This window comes from Amycolatopsis sp. NPDC059027 (assembly GCF_042739735.1).
Classification (GTDB): Bacteria; Actinomycetota; Actinomycetes; order Mycobacteriales; family Pseudonocardiaceae; genus Amycolatopsis.
In genome coordinates this window covers 67,317-85,157 of the sequence record NZ_JBHYIK010000041.1, presented here as the reverse complement: position 1 = coordinate 85,157, position 17,841 = coordinate 67,317, and the positions used below count along the sequence as shown (strand labels likewise).

At 69.3% G+C, this 17,841-nt stretch carries 18 protein-coding genes; 3 read left to right on the top strand and 15 right to left on the bottom strand.

The window, feature by feature from the left end:
* Nucleotides 1-115: 115 nt before the first annotated feature.
* The 5 genes from ACFWY9_RS26965 to pdxH all read right to left on the bottom strand — a co-directional run bounded on the left by ACFWY9_RS26965 (nt 116) and on the right by pdxH (nt 5,384).
* A complete protein-coding gene (locus ACFWY9_RS26965) occupies nt 116-931 on the bottom strand; it encodes an alpha/beta fold hydrolase (protein WP_378340223.1) in 816 nt (271 codons plus the stop codon).
* 28 nt (nt 932-959) lie between these two features.
* Nucleotides 960-2,309, bottom strand: a complete 1,350-nt coding sequence (locus tag ACFWY9_RS26960; protein WP_378340222.1) for an APC family permease — start codon at nt 2,307-2,309, stop codon at nt 960-962.
* A gap of 59 nt (nt 2,310-2,368) precedes the next feature.
* Nucleotides 2,369-2,917 carry a DUF3558 domain-containing protein gene (locus ACFWY9_RS26955; RefSeq protein WP_378327778.1) on the bottom strand — a complete coding sequence of 183 codons (549 nt, stop codon included), beginning with the start codon at nt 2,915-2,917 and terminating at the stop codon, nt 2,369-2,371.
* Nucleotides 2,918-2,945: 28 nt separating this feature from the next.
* A complete protein-coding gene (locus ACFWY9_RS26950; RefSeq protein ID WP_378340227.1) occupies nt 2,946-4,211 on the bottom strand; it encodes an MFS transporter in 1,266 nt (421 codons plus the stop codon).
* 492 nt (nt 4,212-4,703) lie between these two features.
* Complete coding sequence (pdxH, locus tag ACFWY9_RS26945) at nt 4,704-5,384, bottom strand: pyridoxamine 5'-phosphate oxidase (RefSeq protein ID WP_378340221.1); 681 nt, start codon at nt 5,382-5,384, stop codon at nt 4,704-4,706.
* A 242-nt stretch (nt 5,385-5,626) separates the two neighbouring features.
* On the opposite strand from pdxH, the gene ACFWY9_RS26940 reads away from it, so the two are divergent.
* Nucleotides 5,627-7,303 carry a purine-cytosine permease family protein gene (locus ACFWY9_RS26940; protein ID WP_378340220.1) on the top strand — a complete coding sequence of 559 codons (1,677 nt, stop codon included), beginning with the start codon at nt 5,627-5,629 and terminating at the stop codon, nt 7,301-7,303.
* Between the two features lie 74 nt (nt 7,304-7,377).
* Here ACFWY9_RS26940 and ACFWY9_RS26935 read toward each other — a convergent pair whose 3' ends face one another.
* Nucleotides 7,378-7,998, bottom strand: a complete 621-nt coding sequence (locus ACFWY9_RS26935; RefSeq protein WP_378327781.1) for a TetR/AcrR family transcriptional regulator — start codon at nt 7,996-7,998, stop codon at nt 7,378-7,380.
* Between the two features lie 90 nt (nt 7,999-8,088).
* Here ACFWY9_RS26935 and ACFWY9_RS26930 point away from each other — a divergent pair, with 90 nt between their 5' ends.
* Nucleotides 8,089-9,210, top strand: coding sequence for a lipase family protein (locus tag ACFWY9_RS26930; protein WP_378340219.1), 1,122 nt, complete (start codon nt 8,089-8,091; stop codon nt 9,208-9,210).
* A gap of 50 nt (nt 9,211-9,260) precedes the next feature.
* Here ACFWY9_RS26930 and ACFWY9_RS26925 read toward each other — a convergent pair whose 3' ends face one another.
* The 6 genes from ACFWY9_RS26925 to ACFWY9_RS26900 are packed head-to-tail and all read right to left on the bottom strand — an operon-like array spanning nt 9,261 to nt 13,709.
* Nucleotides 9,261-9,971 carry an urease accessory protein UreD gene (locus tag ACFWY9_RS26925; protein WP_378340218.1) on the bottom strand — a complete coding sequence of 237 codons (711 nt, stop codon included), beginning with the start codon at nt 9,969-9,971 and terminating at the stop codon, nt 9,261-9,263.
* Complete coding sequence (gene ureG, locus ACFWY9_RS26920; RefSeq protein WP_378340217.1) at nt 9,968-10,681, bottom strand: urease accessory protein UreG; 714 nt, start codon at nt 10,679-10,681, stop codon at nt 9,968-9,970. Before ureG ends, ACFWY9_RS26925 begins: the two co-directional genes overlap by 4 nt.
* On the bottom strand, nt 10,671-11,357 hold the full coding sequence (locus tag ACFWY9_RS26915) for an urease accessory protein UreF (protein WP_378340226.1): 687 nt from the start codon (nt 11,355-11,357) through the stop codon (nt 10,671-10,673). The genes ureG and ACFWY9_RS26915 overlap by 11 nt, the downstream gene beginning before the upstream one ends.
* Before the next feature lie 14 nt (nt 11,358-11,371).
* Entirely contained in the window at nt 11,372-13,090 is a 1,719-nt protein-coding gene (locus tag ACFWY9_RS26910) for an urease subunit alpha (RefSeq protein ID WP_378340216.1), read from the bottom strand.
* Nucleotides 13,090-13,395, bottom strand: a complete 306-nt coding sequence (locus ACFWY9_RS26905) for an urease subunit beta (RefSeq protein ID WP_378340215.1) — start codon at nt 13,393-13,395, stop codon at nt 13,090-13,092. The genes ACFWY9_RS26910 and ACFWY9_RS26905 overlap by 1 nt, the downstream gene beginning before the upstream one ends.
* A gap of 11 nt (nt 13,396-13,406) precedes the next feature.
* Complete coding sequence (locus ACFWY9_RS26900; protein ID WP_378327787.1) at nt 13,407-13,709, bottom strand: urease subunit gamma; 303 nt, start codon at nt 13,707-13,709, stop codon at nt 13,407-13,409.
* A gap of 318 nt (nt 13,710-14,027) precedes the next feature.
* Here ACFWY9_RS26900 and ACFWY9_RS26895 point away from each other — a divergent pair, with 318 nt between their 5' ends.
* Nucleotides 14,028-15,170, top strand: a complete 1,143-nt coding sequence (locus tag ACFWY9_RS26895; protein ID WP_378327788.1) for a citrate synthase 2 — start codon at nt 14,028-14,030, stop codon at nt 15,168-15,170.
* Between the two features lie 45 nt (nt 15,171-15,215).
* Here ACFWY9_RS26895 and ACFWY9_RS26890 read toward each other — a convergent pair whose 3' ends face one another.
* Genes ACFWY9_RS26890 through ACFWY9_RS26880 form a run of 3 tightly spaced genes read right to left on the bottom strand, consistent with a single transcriptional unit; the run spans nt 15,216 to nt 17,834 of the window.
* The gene (locus ACFWY9_RS26890) at nt 15,216-15,503 is read right to left on the bottom strand and encodes a CPCC family cysteine-rich protein (RefSeq protein WP_378340214.1); all 288 of its coding nucleotides are present in this window, start codon (nt 15,501-15,503) and stop codon (nt 15,216-15,218) included.
* A 4-nt stretch (nt 15,504-15,507) separates the two neighbouring features.
* Nucleotides 15,508-16,107, bottom strand: a complete 600-nt coding sequence (locus ACFWY9_RS26885) for a TetR/AcrR family transcriptional regulator (RefSeq protein WP_378340225.1) — start codon at nt 16,105-16,107, stop codon at nt 15,508-15,510.
* Between the two features lie 14 nt (nt 16,108-16,121).
* Nucleotides 16,122-17,834, bottom strand: coding sequence for an SDR family oxidoreductase (locus ACFWY9_RS26880; RefSeq protein ID WP_378340224.1), 1,713 nt, complete (start codon nt 17,832-17,834; stop codon nt 16,122-16,124).
* Between the last annotated feature and the right edge of the window lie 7 nt (nt 17,835-17,841).

The following is a 17,841-nucleotide window of genomic DNA, read 5'->3' as shown; positions in this document are numbered from 1 at the left end:
CTTTTTTTTTTCACCGACAACCCACACCTTTTGGCTTGTTGTACCACTTGAAATGGATTAAATACATCATAAACTGCAAAAGGGGCCGGTAAGGAGGCCTTCACGGACCGGCGATTCAGCGGGACGTCAGCCACTGGTGCAGTGCCGAGGCCAGGGCGACCGGCTGGTCGAGCTGGATGAGGTGACCGGCGTTGCCGATCAGGCGAAGACGCGCGTCCGGGATCAGCGAAGCCAGCCGGTGCGCGCGATCCACCGGTATCCATGTGTCGTTTTCGCCCCACACAACAAGAACCGGCAGATCCACCTTCGGATACAAACCCTCGACCTCGTCGGTGTAGACCTGATCGGCCTGCGCGATCTGGCGGTAGAAGGCGGCTTGCCCCTCATCACCACGCCAGGGCACGACGAGCATTTCGAGGTGTTCCGCTGTCAGGCCGCGAGCACTCGCTCCGGAAATGTAGGCCCGCAGCATGCCCTCGTGCATCGCTTCCGGAACCGCGGCGAAGACGCCGGCGTTCTCCCTGACCAGCCGGAAGAACTCCGAGCCCCACGGCGCGAGCGCGACGACGTCGACCAGGGCCAGTGACGCGTAGGCCCGGCCGTGCAGCAGATGCGTCCGCAGCGACGCCGCGCCGCCGTAGTCGTGCGCCACCACGTGCGGCGACCGCAAATCCCAGTGCGCCAGCAGGTCCGCGAAGAGTTCACTTTGGACATCCAGGGACACCCGGTGTTCCGCGTCCTTGGAGGAACTCCCGTAGCCGGGCATGTCCCACAGGTGCACGGTGAACTCCTCGGCCAGCGCCTCGGCGTAGGGGCGCCACAGCTGCGAGGACCACGGCGTCCCGTGGCAGAAAACGACATCCGGACCGGAACCCGCCCGCCCCCAGCGAACTCGACGCCCCCGCCATTCGAATACTTCGGTCAGCTCCACGACGCCGACCCTGCCAAGATCCGCACCGTCACGCAACCGTCGCGCGGTTACGGCGCATCAGCGCCCAGTTCACCGCCCACAGCAGCAGGCCGACGGCGAGCAGGATCCCGGCGACGACGTAGTCACGCGCGGGACGCCCGGACAGCGGACTCGCCAGATACACGCAGAAGACCGCCGCCAGCGCCGGAATCACCGTCGGCGCCCGGAAATGGTGATGCGGCACATGATCGCGGCGCAGCACCAGCACGGCGACGTTGACGATGGCGAACACCGCCAGCAGCAGCAACGCCGTCGTCCCGCCGAGCACGCTGATGTCCACAGTGGACACCAAGCCGATCGCGATCAGGCTGGTGAAGACGATCGCCACCCACGGCGTCCGGCGCCGGGGATGCACCTTGCCGAACCGGCGCGGGATGATGCCCTCGTTCGCCATCCCGTACAGGAGCCTGCTCGCCATCAGCATGTTGATCAGTGCCGAGTTGATGACGGCGAACAGGCCGATCGCCGAGAAGACCTCGCGCGGGAAGCCGGGAGCGCCGACGTCAAGCACCTTCAGCAGGGCGTCGCTCTTCGCCGCCGCCAGGTCGCCTGCCGGGACGAGCAACGACGACGTGATCGAGACGAGCACGTAGATCGTGGCCGCGACGACCATGCCCCACAGCATCGCCTTCGGGAAGATCCGCACCGGGTCGTGGCATTCCTCGGCCATGTTGACCGAGTCCTCGAAACCGACCATCGCGAAGAAGGCCAGCGACGTCGCCGAGGTGATCGCGACCAGCCACGTCCGGTCCGCGGTGTCGATCTGCACCAGCCGCGAGGCGTCACCATTGCCGTTCAGCACCGCCCACACCCCGACGCCGATGATGATCAGCAGCCCGGAGATCTCGATGCAGGTGAGCACGACGTTGGCCTTGACCGACTCGCCGACGCCGCGGAAGTTGATCACCGCGAGCCCGGCGACGAACACGATCGCGACCAGCACCGTCGGCAGTTTCACGAACGCGGCCAGGTACGTCGCGCCGAACGCGACGGCGGCCGACGACGCCGACGTGATCCCCGAGCACATGACCGCGAACGCGACCATGAACGTGAGGAACGGGATCCCGAAGGCACGGTGGGTGTACAGCGCCGCGCCCGCGGCCTTCGGGTATTTCCCGACCAGCTCGAGATAGCTGAACGCCGTCATGAACGCGACGACGAACGCGAGCAGGAACGGCAGCCACAACGCGCCGCCGACCCGGCCCGCGACCTGCCCCGTCAGCGCGTAGACGCCGGTGCCGATGATGTCCCCCGCGACGAAGAACAGCAGCAGCTTCGGGCCCATGACCCGTCGCAGTGCCGGTTCGCCCGCCTTCGCTTCCGTGCGCACGTCCGTCATGCGGGCACAGTCTGCCTCGTCCCGCTACGAACGGAAAGTCCGATAGCGCCTATTACGGCTCAGTTCGCCGCGAGCGCCGTCTTCACCAGCGGGGCCATCATCTCGGCGGTCATCTTCGTCGGGCCCGCGTAGTCGATCAGCGTCGGCACGCCGTTGGAAACCTTCCCGGCGACCAAGAACGCGGTCTTCTGGCCTTCGGTGTAGTACACCGCGCCGTCGGAGAAGCCGCTGACGTCCTGCGCGCCGACCTTGTCCTTCTTGATCCCCGCGATCATTTCGGACGGCTTGGCCTTGCTCGCGTACTGCGTCACCTTCAGCTCACCGGCGGGTTTGCCCTCGACGAGATACTGGCACGCACGCGATTTGCCGCCGTTGGCCGCGTTCTCGACCTGTCCGGCCTTCGTCGTCACGCCCTGCTTGGAGATCGCCTTGCCGACCTCCTCCGCGGACAGCAGCGTGCACGGGTCCTTGAGTTCCGCGGCCTTCGACGCGGCGGGCGCCGAGGAAGGCGGGCGATGCGGGGCAGGCGCGGGTGAGGAACAGGCGACGGTGACGGCGGCGAGCCCGCCGACCACGGTGAGTACGGAAAGGGCGCGGAAAGTTCGCATACCAGACACTGTACCTACGCTGAACGGATCAAGCCGACGGCGCGAGATACCGCCAGAACGCCGGGAGCAGCAGCATCGAGGCCAGCACCAGGACGATCACCAGCAGGCCACCGCCCGACGCGGCGACGGCGGTGCCGAAGCCGGCGGCCGCCCACCCGTGCGTGACATCGGCGATGCGCGGCCCGCCCGCGACCACGACCGTGAACACGCCCTGGAGCCGTCCGCGCATTTCGTCGGTCGTCGCGACCTGGAGGATCGCCATCCGGTAGATCGCGCTGACCATGTCCGCGGCGCCGGCGAGGGCCATGAACAGGACACCGAGCCACAGCGAATGCGCGATCCCGAACGCTGCCACCGCGGCACCCCACGCGCAGATCGCGACCACGACCGCGACGCCCTGGCGGCGCACTCGCGTCAGCCAGCCGGAGAACAGGCCGATCAGCATCGCCCCCGCCGGGATCGCCGCGTACAGCCAGCCGAGCGCGGGACCACCGCCGGGCGGATCGCCGAAGGTGCGTTCGGCCATTTCGGGAATGAGGGCGCGAGGCATTCCGGCGACCATCGCGATGATGTCGACCACGAACGAGGCGAGCAGCACCTTCTGCGTCGCGAGATACCGGAAGCCGTCGATGACGTCGCTGACCCCCGCGCGTCGTTTCTGGTCGCCCAGCGGCGGGATCGACGGCAGCCGCCAGACCGCGAACAGCGTGATGGTGAGCGCGACGACGTCGACCAGGTACAAAGTGGACAGTCCGATGACCGGGATCAGCGCACCGGCCAGCAGCGGCCCGAACACCGCGCCGAAGGTGGACATCGTCGCGTTCAGCGCGTTCGCCGAGGGCAGCAGTTCAGGCGGGACGAGGCGGGCGATGACGGCGCCGCGGGTGGGCATGTTGATCGCGAAGAACGCCTGGTTGATCGCGAGCAGGGTGAGCACGAGCCACACCGAGCCGAAGCCCGCGAACGCTTGCAGCCACAGGAGCGCCGAGGTCACGGCGACGCCGACGTTGGTGACGAGGAGCAGCTTGCGCCTGTCGACGGCGTCCGCGACCGCACCGCCCCACAGCCCGAACACCAGCAGCGGCACCAGCGCGACGGCGCCGGTGAGCCCGACATACCCGGACGAACCGGTCAGATCGAAGACCTGCTTCGGCACCGCGACGGCTGTCAGCTGCGTGCCGATCGCAGTGACCACTGTGGACGACCACAGCCTGCGGAAGGCCGGGATCTTCAGCGGGCGGATGTCGACGACGATGCGGCCGAGCAGCTTGCGGACCCCGGTTCGGGGCGGCAGCGTCCCCGTATCACCACTCACAACCGACCAGGTTAGCTGTGCTAACTATCTGGGCGCAGGTGATTTTCCTCGCGCGGGTTCGGGGGTGGGGCGGGTGCCCCGATGAGGTTGTTCGCTGAGGGCTCCGCAGTCGTGGGCACTGCGCGTTTGTGCTGGAGCACCTTCGGTCCGCCGGGCTTGTGAGTGCGACAAGAGCGTCCCTCGGTGCGGTGGATGCACCCAGGGCGTCCCTCGGACTTCCCCCGCGCACGGCCGCCAGCATCGCTGAAGGAATGAACGGAAGATTCAGAACACCCTGAGCGCCCCTACCAAAAAGCCTACGAGCGAGGTCCGACAAAACCCGGTGGCGAGAAGTGACCCCGCCTCCCAGCGGCCAACAGGAGCCGACGGGGCCAAGCCAGAGGTCCGGGATCCCCGAGCCCCAATGCCGTTAAGGCCACCTTATGGGCGTCAGACGCCCATAAGGTGGCCTTAACGACATCGCGGCGAAGATCAGGGGGCGACGCGTTCGATGTGCCAGCCGTCGTCGGTACGGACGTAGCGGAGCCGGTCGTGCATGCGGTCGGCGCGGCCCTGCCAGAACTCGACGACGTCGGGGCGGATCCGCCAGCCACCCCAGTGCGGCGGCGCCGGGATGTTCTCGACGTCGGCGAAGCGGCGTTCGATGCCGTGCAGGGCGTTGTCGAGCGCGCGACGGCCCTCGACGACGCGGGACTGCGGCGACGCCCACGCGCCCAGCTGCGAACCCCGCGGCCGCTGCGCCCAGTACTCCGCGGTCTCCTTCGGACCGACCTTCTCGACCTCGCCGCGCACCGACACCTGCCGGTGCAGGCCGTACCAGGGGAAGGTGACCGAGGCGTAGCGCGTCGCGATCAGATCGTGGCTCTTGTTCGAGGTGTAGTTCGTGTAGAACACCACCCCACGCTCGTCGAGCCCCTTGCACAGGACCGTGCGGGAGGACGGACGGCCCTCACTGTCCGCGGTCGCCAGCACCATCGCGTTGGGTTCGGGGACACCCGCCGAGTCGGCGTCGTTCAGCCAGGCCTGCAACTGTTCGGTCCAGGTGGCCGCCAGCGCGGACTCGTCGAACGGGCGCCCATCGTAGGCGACTCGCATCCCGGGCAGCCGCACAACGGCGTCCGCTACGTCAACGTCGTCGATCTCCGGCGTCATCGCCAAACCTCCACACCCGGTCGGGGCATCTGTCACTTCGGCTATCCGCCGACGTTATTGCCTCGCGAGCTGCGGCGAAACCCACTGAACGGTGACTCCTGCCACCCCGTCGCCGCCATCACCTGGTAACCGCAGGGCGACAAGCCGTAACGCGGGGTTTACCGCGCGGACCCTGATCGATAAAGGAGCGATCTACCGTCGGCCTGCTCCGCCAGCCGTTCCCCACCGACTCGGAGGCAGGTATGACCGACACCCTGTCCGGCCAGCAGGAATCCCCTGCTCCACCCCGCCGGCGCTACGCCCCGCTCGCGGCCAACGAGAACCGCGAAGACTACTCCCTCCGCTTCGCCGCGCACTCGTTCCGCCGCTGGTCACCCTTCGTAGTCGCGACCACCGCTTTGGGCGGCATCGCCTACCTCGCCGACTTCGCCATCGGCGCCAGCATCGTCCTGTCCTACGGGTTCACGTCCGGGGTCCTCGCGATCCTCGCGGCGGCCGTGGTCATCTTCGTGACCGGCGTCCCGATCGCGTCGGCCTGCGCGAAGTCCGGTGTGGACATGGACCTGCTGACCCGGGGCGCCGGCTTCGGCTACTTCGGATCGACGCTGACGTCGCTGGTGTACGCGAGCTTCACCGTCATCTTCTTCTCGCTCGAGGGTTCGATCATGGCGCAGGCCTTCGAACTCGCCGTCGGACTGCCGCTGCCCATCGGGTACCTGCTCGCGACCCTGATCGTGCTGCCGTTCGCGCTCTACGGCATGGGCGCGGTCGCGAAGATGCAGACCTGGACGCAGCCGCTCTGGATCGCGGGCCTCGTCCTCCCCTTCGTCGTGGTCGCGATCCGCGAGCCCGGCAAGTTCGCCGAATTCGCGTCGTTCGGCGGCACCGAGGGCGCCGGGTCCGGCTTCTCCGCGATCGGCTTCGGCTTCGGCATGGGTGTGGCGCTGTCGCTGATCGGCCAGATCGGCGAGCAGGCCGACTACCTGCGATTCATGCCCGAGAAAACTGCCTCGAACAAACGGGCCTGGTGGGGCGCGGTGCTCGCGGCCGGTCCCGGCTGGGTCGTGCTCGGCGCAGCGAAGCAGATCGGCGGCGCGCTGCTGGCGTTCCTCGCTCTCGGCGTCGTCGGCAAGACACACGCGCTGGAGCCGATCGCGCCGTACCTCGAAGCCGTGAAACCCGCGCTCGGCCCGGTGGCGCTGACGTTCGCCGCGCTGTTCGTCGTCGTCTCCCAGATCAAGATCAACACGACGAACGCGTACTCCGGCTCGCTGTCGTTCGCGAACTTCTTCTCCCGCGTGCTGCACCGGCACCCCGGCCGCGTCTGGTACGTCCTGGTGAACTGCGGGATTGCGCTGGCACTAATGGAATTCGGCGCGTTCACATTCCTGAACAAGATTCTCGGCTTCTACTCCAACGTCGCGATCGCCTGGATCGGCGCGGTCTGCGCGGACCTCGTGATCGCGAAACCGCTGGGGCTTTCACCCCGCTACATCGAGTTCAAACGGGCCTATCTGCACAAGATCAACCCGGTCGGGTTCGGTTCGATGGTGATCGCGTCGGCGGTCTCGATCGTGGCGTACTTCGGCGCGTTCGGACAGTTCCTGGCGGCGTTCAGCCCGCTGCTGGCGATGGTCATCGCGCTCGTCCTGGTGCCCGCGCTCGCGATCCTCACGAAGGGCAAGTACTACCTGGCAAGGCCGAACACCGTCGCGGGTCCCGACGTCACGGCGGACCTCCGCGCCACGCACACCTGCTCGGAATGCGGCGACCCGTACGAGCTGCCGGACATCGCGGACTGCGCGAAACGGCAGGGGCCGATCTGCTCGCTGTGCTGCACCCTCGACAACTCCTGCCACGACGTATGCCAGACCACCGGCCCCGTCCCCCTCCCGATGCCCACCGCCCGCGTGAGCTGAAGGGGACGTTCGTCGCGTAAGACGCGCTGAAGGGGACTTTCGTCGCATGGCATGCGAGGAAAGTCCCCTTCAGCTCACGCCGGGCGCAGGATCGCCGACAGCATCATGGCACGCAGTTCGGCGGAGACCTCGGCCACCGGCAGCGGCGGATCATGCGCCTGCCACTCCCGCAGCAACCCGGTCGCCGCGCCGACCAGCGCGATCGCGGTCAGCCGGTAGTCACGGCGTGGCGCCGCGCCGTCCCGCGCGGCGCGCAGCGCCTCCTGCTCGATGAACGTCGCCCACCGGTCGACCCACACCTGGTGCTGCGCCTCCAGTTCGGCGCTGACCCCGACCGCCTCGACGTAGTTCAGCCGCGGCATCCGCGGATCCGCCGTCACGGTCGCCACGAAGACGTCGAGCAGCGTCGAGATCCGCTCGACCGCGTCCACGCCCTCGACCTGGTCGAGCGCGGCGGTCACGTGCGTCATGGCGAGGCTGTTGATGTGGTCGTGCAGCGTGCGGAGTACTTCCTCCTTGCCGCCGAACTCCTCGTAGAAGTTGCGAGTGGACACTCCCGCCCTGGTACACAGATCGGTGATCTTGGCCTGCCGGAACCCGGTCGAGGTGAACAGCTCCAGCGCCGCGGCGAGCAGTCGCTCACGACGCTCCGCGCGACGTCGCTCTGGCGTCACGCCGCCGTAGTTCCGGGCCATCAGTCCCCCTCTCCGCTCTCCGGTATTGCCAGATCGTAGCCACGGGCCTACTTTGTGAAAATCCTAATTACCAAAATACCGGAGGCAACGATGCTTCGCCGGGTCCTGGTTACCGTCCTCAGTACCATCCTCACCGCCGCGCTCGTGGCCGCGCCCACCGCTCGCGCCGGGACCGCGCCCGCGCCCGGCGACCTCCTCGAACAGCGCCCCGTCACCGTCAAGGTCGCCGTCTTCCCGGCACCCGTGCAGGCCTGGCACCTGCTCTACCGCTCGACCTCGGCGACCGGCGCCGCCAACGCCGTCTCCGGCACCCTGCTCGTCCCGCCTGTCCCGTGGACGAAGGGGTCGCGCCCGCTGGTCAGCTACGCCGTCGGGACCCACGGGCTCGGCGACCAGTGCGCGCCGTCGAACCTGCTCGCCAACGGCATCGAAAACGAGGTCGCCCTCATCGGGCAGGCGCTGTCCCAAGGCTGGGCCGTGGTCCTGACCGACTACGAGGGCCTCGGCACCCCCGGCGATCACACCTATGCCGTCGCGCAGTCCGAAGGCCGAGCCGTGCTCGACGCCGCCCGCGCGGCCGCGCGCGTGCCGGGCGCCGGGCTTTCGACGTCCGGGCCGGTCGGTGTCTTCGGCTACTCGCAGGGTGGGCAGGCCGCGGCAGCCGCCGGTGAACTCCAGGCGACCTACGCGCCGGAGCTGAACCTCGTCGGCGTCGCCGAGGGCGGGGTGCCCGCGGATCTCAAGCAGGTCATGAAGTTCAACGACGGCAACGCCGGCTTCAGCCTCGTGCTCGGTGCCGCCACCGGATACGCCGCCGCGTATCCCGAGCTGCCGTTCAACGACATCCTCAACGCCCGCGGCAAGGCCCTGGTGCCGAAGGTCAAGGAGATGTGCACCGTCCAGCTCGCCCTCGCGGCACCGTTCGGGCATCTGTCCGACTACACCACGGTGCCCGACCCCGCCGCCGACCCGCGCTGGCAGGCCCGGCTCGACCAGAACTACCTCGGCCGCGTCAAGCCGAAGGCTCCGGTGTTCCTGTACCACGCGTCGGCCGACGAGCTGATCCCGCTCTCGATCGGCACCGGCCTGCGGGACCGCTACAAGGCGCTCGGCGCGAACGTCACCTGGCAGGAATTCCCGCTGCTGGAACACATCGGCGGCGTCGCCGTGGGTGGCCCCGTCGCGATGACCTGGCTGGGCACCAAGTTCTGAGAGGTCCGTGAATGCCACATTGAGGGAGTCAGAGTCCCTCAATGTGGCATTCACGGACTCGCGTGCCCGAGGTGACGCAGCGCGGTGACGGCGTCGGGGGCCAGTGACGTGGTGAGGGTGCCGCCCGCGGCGAGGGGGCTGCGGGACCACCACTCACCCGAGGCGGCGGGGAGCTCGGGGCCGCCGACGACGAGATCCGTGGCGAGCACCCGGTTCCCCGCCAGCTGCGCCAGGCTGCTGTCCAAAGTGGAATCACCGATGGTCAGAGTCTGGTGCAACACCGGCACCGCCCCGCGCGTCACGTGTTGCGACGTCGTCAGCTCGCCGGGACGTTCCCCCGCGCGGCCGAGCACCAGCACCTCCCGGGTGTGGAAGTACCCTCCGGGCGCGACGGACGCACGCAGCACCGCGGTGTGCCGCGCCCGCGCGGTGACCACCGTCGGCTCGGGCAGGTACTCCAGCACGCCACCGGCCGCCACCTCGATGTCCACAGTGGAGTGGCTACGCTCGCCGCGCGGTCCGGGCAACGCGAGTGTCGCGGCGACCCCGGAAAGCCGGAGCGCCGCGCCGGGACCGACGTGCACGGTGAGCGTCAGGTCGTCGCCGCCCAGCGGGGACGTCGCCGAGTTGACCAGATGGACGACCGCCGCGGCGCCGGAACCCCGGCGGGGATACAGCATGAGCGGCGCGACAGAACACAGCTCACGCAGGATCGTGCGTTCCCCGTCGCGGCAGACGACCAGCCGGGCGTGTGCCTTCACCCCGCGCGGACCGGCACGAGCGAACGAACCCAATCGGCGACGGCCGGTGCGTCCGGAGTGTCCACAAGGGACTGCGCGATCACCGGAAGCTCGCCGCGCATGCGGTGCGCGTCCGAGGTCATCACGTCCATGTCCGCGCCGACCAGGTGCGCGATGTCGATCTTGTTGATCACCAGCAGATCGGCGGTCGTGACACCGGGGCCACCCTTGCGCGGCACCTTGTCCCCGCCCGCGACGTCGACGACGAACACCTGACTGTCCGCGAGTCCCCGGCTGAACACCGCGGTCAGGTTGTCGCCCCCGCTTTCGATGATCACCAGGTCCAGCCCGGGGAACTTCTCCTCGAGCCGCTCGACGGCGTCGAGGTTCGCGGTGATGTCGTCCCGGATCGCGGTGTGCGGGCACGCGCCGGTCTGCACCGCCTCGATCCGCGCCGGATCGAGCACCCCCGCCCGGCGCAGGAAGTCGGCGTCCTCGGTGGTGTAGATGTCGTTGGTGACCACCGCGAGGTTCAGCTCGTCGCCGAGCGCGCGGCACAGCGCGGCGGTCAGCGCCGTCTTGCCGCTGCCGACCGGGCCACCGATCCCGATCCGGTAGGCCCGCCCGGCCGTCGGGGCGGCGTCGTAGTGATCCGGCTCCGCGGCCGTCGGATCGAAGTTGACCGGATGCACGTGCCCGTGGCCATGACCGTGGCTGTGCTCAGCTGGCAAAGAGACGCACCTCTTCCTCGTGATGCCGGGCGTGGGCCTCGGCGAACAGGTCCAGCGCCGGAGACCCCGGCGCGGGAAGCTCGGCGGGATCGCCCCCCGCGACAGCGGCGGCTCGCGACGACACGTACCGGACCTCGGCCGCCAGCCGCGCGACGACGGCGTTGACCGCGAACGGATCGAGCCCCAGCAGCCGTACGGCCGCGCTCGCCGGGCCGCTGATCGCGAGATACGCCACCGCTATCGCGGCGTCGAACGGCGAACCGCCCGCGACACCGACGAGCGCGCCGAGCACCACGGGATGATGCGGCCTCGGCGTTTCGGCGAGCAACGCCGACAACACCGGCGACGGCCACGCGACCCGGCCCGCACGCGCCGTCCCTCTGCCCTGCGCCCGCGACGCCTCCCGCTGCGCGAGCGACGGCGTCCGCGCGTCCAGCTCGACGTCCAGCCGCAGCCAGTGTCCCTTGTGGACATCGCGAGCAGCGGCGTGCGCGGACGCGGCGGCGAACACCGCCGCCAGCAGACCGGCCGTGCGCAACCGTCCACTCAGGAACCCCGGCAGATCCCGTTCGTGCGTGACCAGCTTGCGCGCGATGACCTCTTCCAGCCCGCCCGAGTGGACATGACCGCCGCCGGGGAAGCGGGAGTCGGCGAGGATGAGCGCGGAGAGGTCCATCAGAACAAGCTCCATCAAAACAAGAAATATCGTTGTGCCATCGGCAGTTCCGCCACCGGCCGGGGTTCGATCAGGTCACCGTCCACATGCACCGCGAAGCTGTCCGGGTCGACCCGGACGTCCGGCGTCGCGTCGTTGAGCACCATGTCCGCCTTGGTCCGCCGCCGCATGTTCGACACCGGCGCGAGCCGGCGGGTGATACCGAACTGGTCCGCGACAGCGCTTTCCAACGCCTCAGGCGCTACAAAGTGGACACTGCTCGCCGCCGCGACCGAGGGCACCGCGCCGAACATGGGCCGCGCGAGCACCGGCTGCGGCGTCGGGATCGACGCGTTCGCGTCGCCCATCGCGGCCCACGCGATGAACCCGCCCTTCAGTACGACGTGCGGGCGGACACCGAAGAACTTCGGCTCCCACAACACCAGATCGGCGAGCTTGCCCACCTCGACCGAGCCGATCTCCGTCTCCATCCCGTGCGCGATGGCCGGATTGATCGTGTACTTGGCGACATAACGACGCGCCCGCAGGTTGTCGGCGGCGCCGTCGCCGGGCAGCGCGCCGCGGCGGCCCTTCATCACGTGCGCGGTCTGCCAGGTCCGGATGATCACCTCGCCGATCCGGCCCATCGCCTGGGCGTCCGAGCTCATCATCGAGATCGCGCCCATGTCGTGGAGCACGTCCTCGGCGGCGATCGTCGTCGGCCGGATCCGGCTTTCGGCGAACGCCAGGTCCTCGGGCACCGACGGGTTGAGGTGATGGCACACCATGAGCATGTCGAGGTGCTCGTCGAGCGTGTTCGCGGTGTGCGGCCGGGTCGGGTTGGTCGAGGAGGGCAGGATGTGCGGCAGGCCGACGACCTGGATGATGTCCGGCGCGTGCCCGCCGCCCGCGCCCTCGGTGTGGTACGCGTTGATCGACCGGCCACCGATGGCGTCCACAGTGGACTCCAGGAATCCGGCCTCGTTGAGCGTGTCGGTGTGGATCGCGACCTGCACACCGGATTCGTCGGCCACGGTCAGGCAGGCGTCGATCGCGGCGGGTGTCGAGCCCCAGTCCTCGTGCAGCTTGAATCCGCCCGCCCCGGCGGCGAGCTGCTCACGCAGCGCGTCGTGCCGGACGGTATTCCCCTTGCCCAGTAAGAGGACGTTGACCGGATATCCGTCCATCGCGGACAGCATCCGGCCGAGGTTCCACGCGCCGGGGGTGACCGTGGTGGCCTTGGTGCCCTCGGCGGGCCCGGTGCCGCCACCGACCAAAGTGGTCAGTCCGGCGGCGAGCGCGGTGTCGACCAGCTGCGGGCAGATGAAGTGGACGTGGCAGTCGATCCCGCCCGCGGTGAGGATCTTCCCGTTGCCCGAGAGCACCTCGGTGGACGGGCCGATCACCAGCGCCGGATCTACACCGTCCATGGTGTCCGGATTGCCCGCCTTGCCGATCCCCACGATCCGGCCGTCCCGCACCCCGACGTCGGCCTTGACCACACCCCAGTGGTCGAGGATCACCGCGCCGGTGATGACCAGGTCCGGCGCGCCCTCGGCACGGGTCGCCATGCCCTGGCCCATCGACTCGCGGATCACCTTGCCGCCACCGAAGAGCACCTCGTCGCCGCTGCCCGCACCACGGCTGCGGTCTTCGGTGATCTCTATCAGCAGGTCGGTGTCGGCGAGCCGGACGCGGTCGCCGACGGTCGGGCCGAACAGCTCGGCGTACCGCTCACGATCGATCGAGGTCATCAGAACTCCCCGGAGAATTCGGACCGCAAGCCCGGCACGCGCCGGTTCCCGGCGAGCGGGACGAGGTCGACTTCGCGCTCGACGCCCGGTTCGAAACGGACGGACGTCCCGGCCGGGACGTCGAGCCGGTGTCCGCGCGCGGCCTCGCGGTCGAACTCGAGGCCGGGGTTGACCGCCGCGAAGTGGTAGTGCGAGCCGACCTGCACCGGCCGGTCGCCGACGTTGCGCACGAACAGCCGTACCCGGGCGCGGCCAGGGTTCAGCTCGACCGGCTCGTCGCCGGGAATGATCTCGCCTGGACGCACTGGGCTCCCCTTCAGACGATCGGATCGTGCACGGTGACGAGCTTCGTCCCGTCCGGGAAGGTGGCCTCGACCTGAACGGAGTCGACCATCTCGGGCACCCCGTCGAGCACCTGCGCCCGCGAGAGCACCGTCCGTCCACTCGCGACCAGCTCGCTGACCGTGCGGCCGTCGCGGGCGCCCTCCAGCACGTGCTCGGTGATCAACGCGACCGATTCGGGGTAATTGAGCAAAACCCCACGTTGCAAACGTTTGCGCGCTATGTCCGCCGCTACGTGGATCAGGAGCTTGTCGCGCTCCTGCGGGCTCAGGTGCATGCCCTCAGGTCTATCACCCGGCACCCCCTGCCGCCGGTTTCGGCAACACAGGATTTACGTGTCGCGCCGCCTGTCGGCCACCGCCCGTGCACGGCGATGTCACACCTCGAAGTGAAAGGTTTTCGGATGAGACCCCTACCAGGACTGAATCGTTCTCGTAATCGTGACCGAAACCACCGCTTCTTTCGATTGCCAGCCGTCGGCCGGAGGAGGAAGGTTTGTCCATCCGTGCGATGAGGCGCGCGTTCGCTGCGTGTATCCCGTCTGCGCGACAGAACACCTAGCCGGGGAAATTGCGCACCGAAAGGTTTCGCGAAAGTGACATCCACGATCAGCAAGCCACAGCCGTCCGGACAACCCGACGACGGCTTCCGTCCTGGCCTGGAGGGCGTCGTCGCCTTCCACACCGAGATCGCCGAACCCGACCGGGACGGCGGTGCGCTGCGCTACCGCGGCGTCGACATCGAAGACCTCGCCGGCAAGGTGACCTTCGGTGACGTCTGGGGCCTTCTCGTCGACGGCCGCTTCGGCCACGGCCTCCCGCCCGCCGAGCCGTTCCCCCTTCCGGTGCACACCGGGGACGTCCGCGTCGACGTCCAGGCCGCGCTCGCGATGCTCGCGCCGATCTGGGGCTACCAGCCGCTGCTGGACATCACCGACGAACAGGCACGCGACCAGCTCGCCCGCGCCTCGGTCATGGCGCTGTCCTACGTTGCGCAGTCCGCGCGCGGAATAGGGCAGCCCGCCGTCCCGCAGGACCGGGTCGACGAGGCGAAGTCGATCACCGAACGGTTCCTGATCCGCTGGCGCGGCGAGCCCGATCCCGCGCACGTCAAGGCACTGGACGCCTACTGGGTCTCGGCCGCGGAGCACGGCCTGAACGCCTCGACGTTCACCGCGCGCGTCATCGCCTCCACCGGCGCCGACGTCGCGGCGGCGATGTCCGGCGCGATCGGCGCGATGTCGGGCCCGCTGCACGGCGGCGCGCCGGCGCGGGTGCTGCCGATGATCGCCGAGGTCGAGAAGACGGGCGACGCGGCAGGCCTGGTCAAGGGCATCCTCGACCGCAAGGAGCGGCTGATGGGCTTCGGGCACCGCGTGTACCGCGCGGAGGACCCGCGGGCTCGCGTGCTGCGGCGGACCTGCCAGGAGCTGGGCGCCGAACGGTACGAGGTCGCCGCGGCGCTGGAGCAGGCCGCGCTCGCCGAGCTGCGCGACCGGCGCCCGGATCACCCGATCGAGACCAACGTCGAGTTCTGGGCCGCGGTCATCCTGGACTTCGCCCAGGTGCCGCCGCACATGATGCCCGCGATGTTCAGCTCGGCCCGCACCGCCGGCTGGGCCGCGCACATCCTGGAGCAGAAGCGGACCGGACGCCTCGTGCGCCCGTCGGCCAAGTACATCGGCCCCGGCCCGCGTCGTCCGGAAGAGGTCGAGGGCTGGGCGTCGATCGGCCACTGAGTTCCGCGGCCCAAGCGCCCCAATGCCACATTGGGGCGCTTGGGCTCAATCCCGGGGCCGCAACGGGTGTTCGTCGTCGCGAGGCGGGCGGACGTGCGCGAGGTCGCGATCCCGGCAGGCACCGAAGCGCTCGAAGTTCGCCCGTGCCTGGGCGAGGCTCAAGGCGCCGTTCGGGCCGCCACGTACCTCGTCGGCGTCGTGGACGTCCTGGCCGTCGTCCTCCCAGAAACAGACCGGGCAGATCTGGTGCCCGCCCCGCTCTTCGAGCGTGAGATAGCCGCAGCACGGACAGGCGTGCGGACCGACCTCAGCGGGACGCTTGACGTTGTGCACCCGGTCATTGTGCCCGCACCACGACCGGCACGGTCGGGTCGTGGGCGGCGGTGGCCGAGAGCATGGCGGCGAGCTGGTCGACGAGCCAGCCGTCGAGGTCCGCCCGCGCCACCGTGCGTTCCTGCAGCCAGCTCAGCAAGGCGCCCTCGACGACCGCGGTCCAGCAGCGCAGGGTCAGCAGCAGCATCGGCGACGGCTCGCCGACGCCCAGCGCGTCCAGGATCAGCTCCACCGCGCGGTTGCGGACGTGGTCGATCGCCGCGTTCGTCTCGGACGTCGCGATCACCGAACCGCTGCGCAGCAAGGCGATGTACCCGGCGCGGTAAGAATCCGCGACGTCGATGAGCCCGCGCACGGCGGCCCGCAACCGTTCCGGCGGCGGGCCCTCCTCCAGACCGGCGAGCCGGTCGATCAGGCCGTCGGTGACCGTCCGCAACGCCTCCACCTGCAGCTCGCGCAGGCTGGAGAAGTACCGGTAGAACAGCGGCCGCGAAACCTCCGAGCGCGCGACGATGTCGTCGACGGTGACCAGTTCCGGCGCACGGCTGCCGAAGAGGTCCAGCGCCGCCCGGATGAGGTCGTCCCGGCGTGCCTGCGGCGACATGCGCCGGGGCTTGCTCACGGAGTGACGTCCAGTTTCGCCGCCGCACGGAGGAGTCCGGGGGTCAGTCGCGAAAGGACCAGCGCCGCCTTGGCCTCCGGCGTCGACGGCGCGATCGCGGTGTTCCGCTCGACGGCCTTCAGAATGTCGCGCGCCACCTTCTCCGGCCCGAACCCACGCCGCGCGTAGAGCTTCGAGCTGGCCCGCTGGAGCCGTCGCTGCTCCTCGGCGTCCACCCCGACGAACCGCGTCGTGTCGGTGATGTTGGTCTTCACGATGCCGGGACAGATCGCGGTGACCCCGATCCCTTCGGCAGCCAGTTCCGCGCGCAGGCACACCGAAAGCGTCAGCACGGCGGACTTCGTGGTGGCGTAGGCGGAAAGGATCTTCGACGGCAGGTAGGCCGCCAGCGAGGCCAGGTTCACGATCTGGCCGCCCTCGGACCGCTCGACCATCTGCGCGGCGAACGCGCGGCATCCGTGGATGACACCCCACAGATTGACGTCGACGACCTTCTCCCAGTCCTTTTCGGACGTGTCGAGGAAGGAGCCGGACATGCCGATCCCGGCGTTGTTGATCACGATGTCCGGGACTCCGAAGTCGGCACGGACGAGCTCCGCGAACCGCGCCACCGCCTCGCCGTCCGAGGAGTCCACTGTGTACTCACCGACGTTCGCACCCTTGTCCAGCAACAGCTTCGCTGTCTCGGCGGCGGCGTTCGCGTCGATGTCGGTGATGACGACGTCGGCGCCCTCGCCTGCGAAGGCCAGCGCGGTCGCCCTGCCGATCCCGCTGCCCGCACCGGTGATCACGACAAGCTTGTTCGCGAAGCGTCCCGGAGTGTCTACATCAGACACGCGGGATCGTTTGAGCGCACGGGTTTCCTCACCACCCTCGACATGGTCGATCAGCTCGGCCGCGGCGCCGGCGATGACCTTCGGCTTGTTGCGCGCGACCCAGTGCGTGCCGATGATCCGCCGGACCCGCAGATCCGGGACCCAGCGCGAGATCTCGGTCTGCAACGGCGTGGTGACGAACGAATCGCCGCTGGGTGCGAGCACCTGCACCGGGATCTCGGCGGCACGCGGCGCGGGCCGGGACAGCCGAGGAAGCATGTTCGCGCGGTAGAGGTTGAGGCCGTGCACGCCGTCGGCGGTCTCCGGCGCGGCCTCCGCCGGCTCCATCCGCCGGATGATCGCGCGCATCGCCCCGACGCGCCACAACAGCTGCGGCAGCAGCGGGATCTGGAAGAAGCCGATGTACCAGGAGTGCAGGCCCTGACCCAGCGCATGCCGAAGCCGCCGCGGCGTCGGCTTCGCGACCTGCGCGCGGAACCACGCGCCCGCGTGATCGAGGCTCGGCCCGGAAATCGACGTGTACGAGGCGAGCCGCCCGCGCAGCTCGTCGCCGGTCACCGCGTGCCAGGCCTGGATCGAGCCCCAGTCGTGGGCGATCAGGTGGACCCTGCCGGTCGGCGCGACCGCGTCGACGACGGCCTTGAGGTCACTGGCCAGCTGGTCCAGCCGATAGGACCGGCGTCCTGACGGTTTGTCCGACTGACCCGCGCCCCGCACGTCGTAGACCACGACGCGGTAGCGGGCGTCCAGCTCGGCGGCCACGCCGTCCCACATCGAGCCGTTGTCCGGATAGCCGTGCACAAGCACGACCGTGGGTCCGTCCTCGTTGCCGGTCACCTGGACCGAGAGGCGGACACCGTCGCTGGCGGTCACCCACTTG

Excerpts from the sequence above, each read along its gene's own strand:
- ACFWY9_RS26960 (WP_378340222.1), bottom strand. The coding sequence starts at position 2,309 with ATGACGGACGTGCGCACGGAAGCGAAGGCGGGCGAACCGGCACTGCGA.
- ACFWY9_RS26955 (WP_378327778.1), bottom strand. The coding sequence starts at position 2,917 with ATGCGAACTTTCCGCGCCCTTTCCGTACTCACCGTGGTCGGCGGGCTC.
- pdxH (WP_378340221.1), bottom strand. The coding sequence starts at position 5,384 with ATGACGCCGGAGATCGACGACGTTGACGTAGCGGACGCCGTTGTGCGG.
- ACFWY9_RS26940 (WP_378340220.1), top strand. The coding sequence starts at position 5,627 with ATGACCGACACCCTGTCCGGCCAGCAGGAATCCCCTGCTCCACCCCGC.
- ACFWY9_RS26935 (WP_378327781.1), bottom strand. The coding sequence starts at position 7,998 with ATGGCCCGGAACTACGGCGGCGTGACGCCAGAGCGACGTCGCGCGGAG.
- ACFWY9_RS26930 (WP_378340219.1), top strand. The coding sequence starts at position 8,089 with ATGCTTCGCCGGGTCCTGGTTACCGTCCTCAGTACCATCCTCACCGCC.
- ACFWY9_RS26915 (WP_378340226.1), bottom strand. The coding sequence starts at position 11,357 with ATGGACCTCTCCGCGCTCATCCTCGCCGACTCCCGCTTCCCCGGCGGC.
- ACFWY9_RS26910 (WP_378340216.1), bottom strand. The coding sequence starts at position 13,090 with ATGACCTCGATCGATCGTGAGCGGTACGCCGAGCTGTTCGGCCCGACC.
- ACFWY9_RS26900 (WP_378327787.1), bottom strand. The coding sequence starts at position 13,709 with ATGCACCTGAGCCCGCAGGAGCGCGACAAGCTCCTGATCCACGTAGCG.
- ACFWY9_RS26885 (WP_378340225.1), bottom strand. The coding sequence starts at position 16,107 with ATGTCGCCGCAGGCACGCCGGGACGACCTCATCCGGGCGGCGCTGGAC.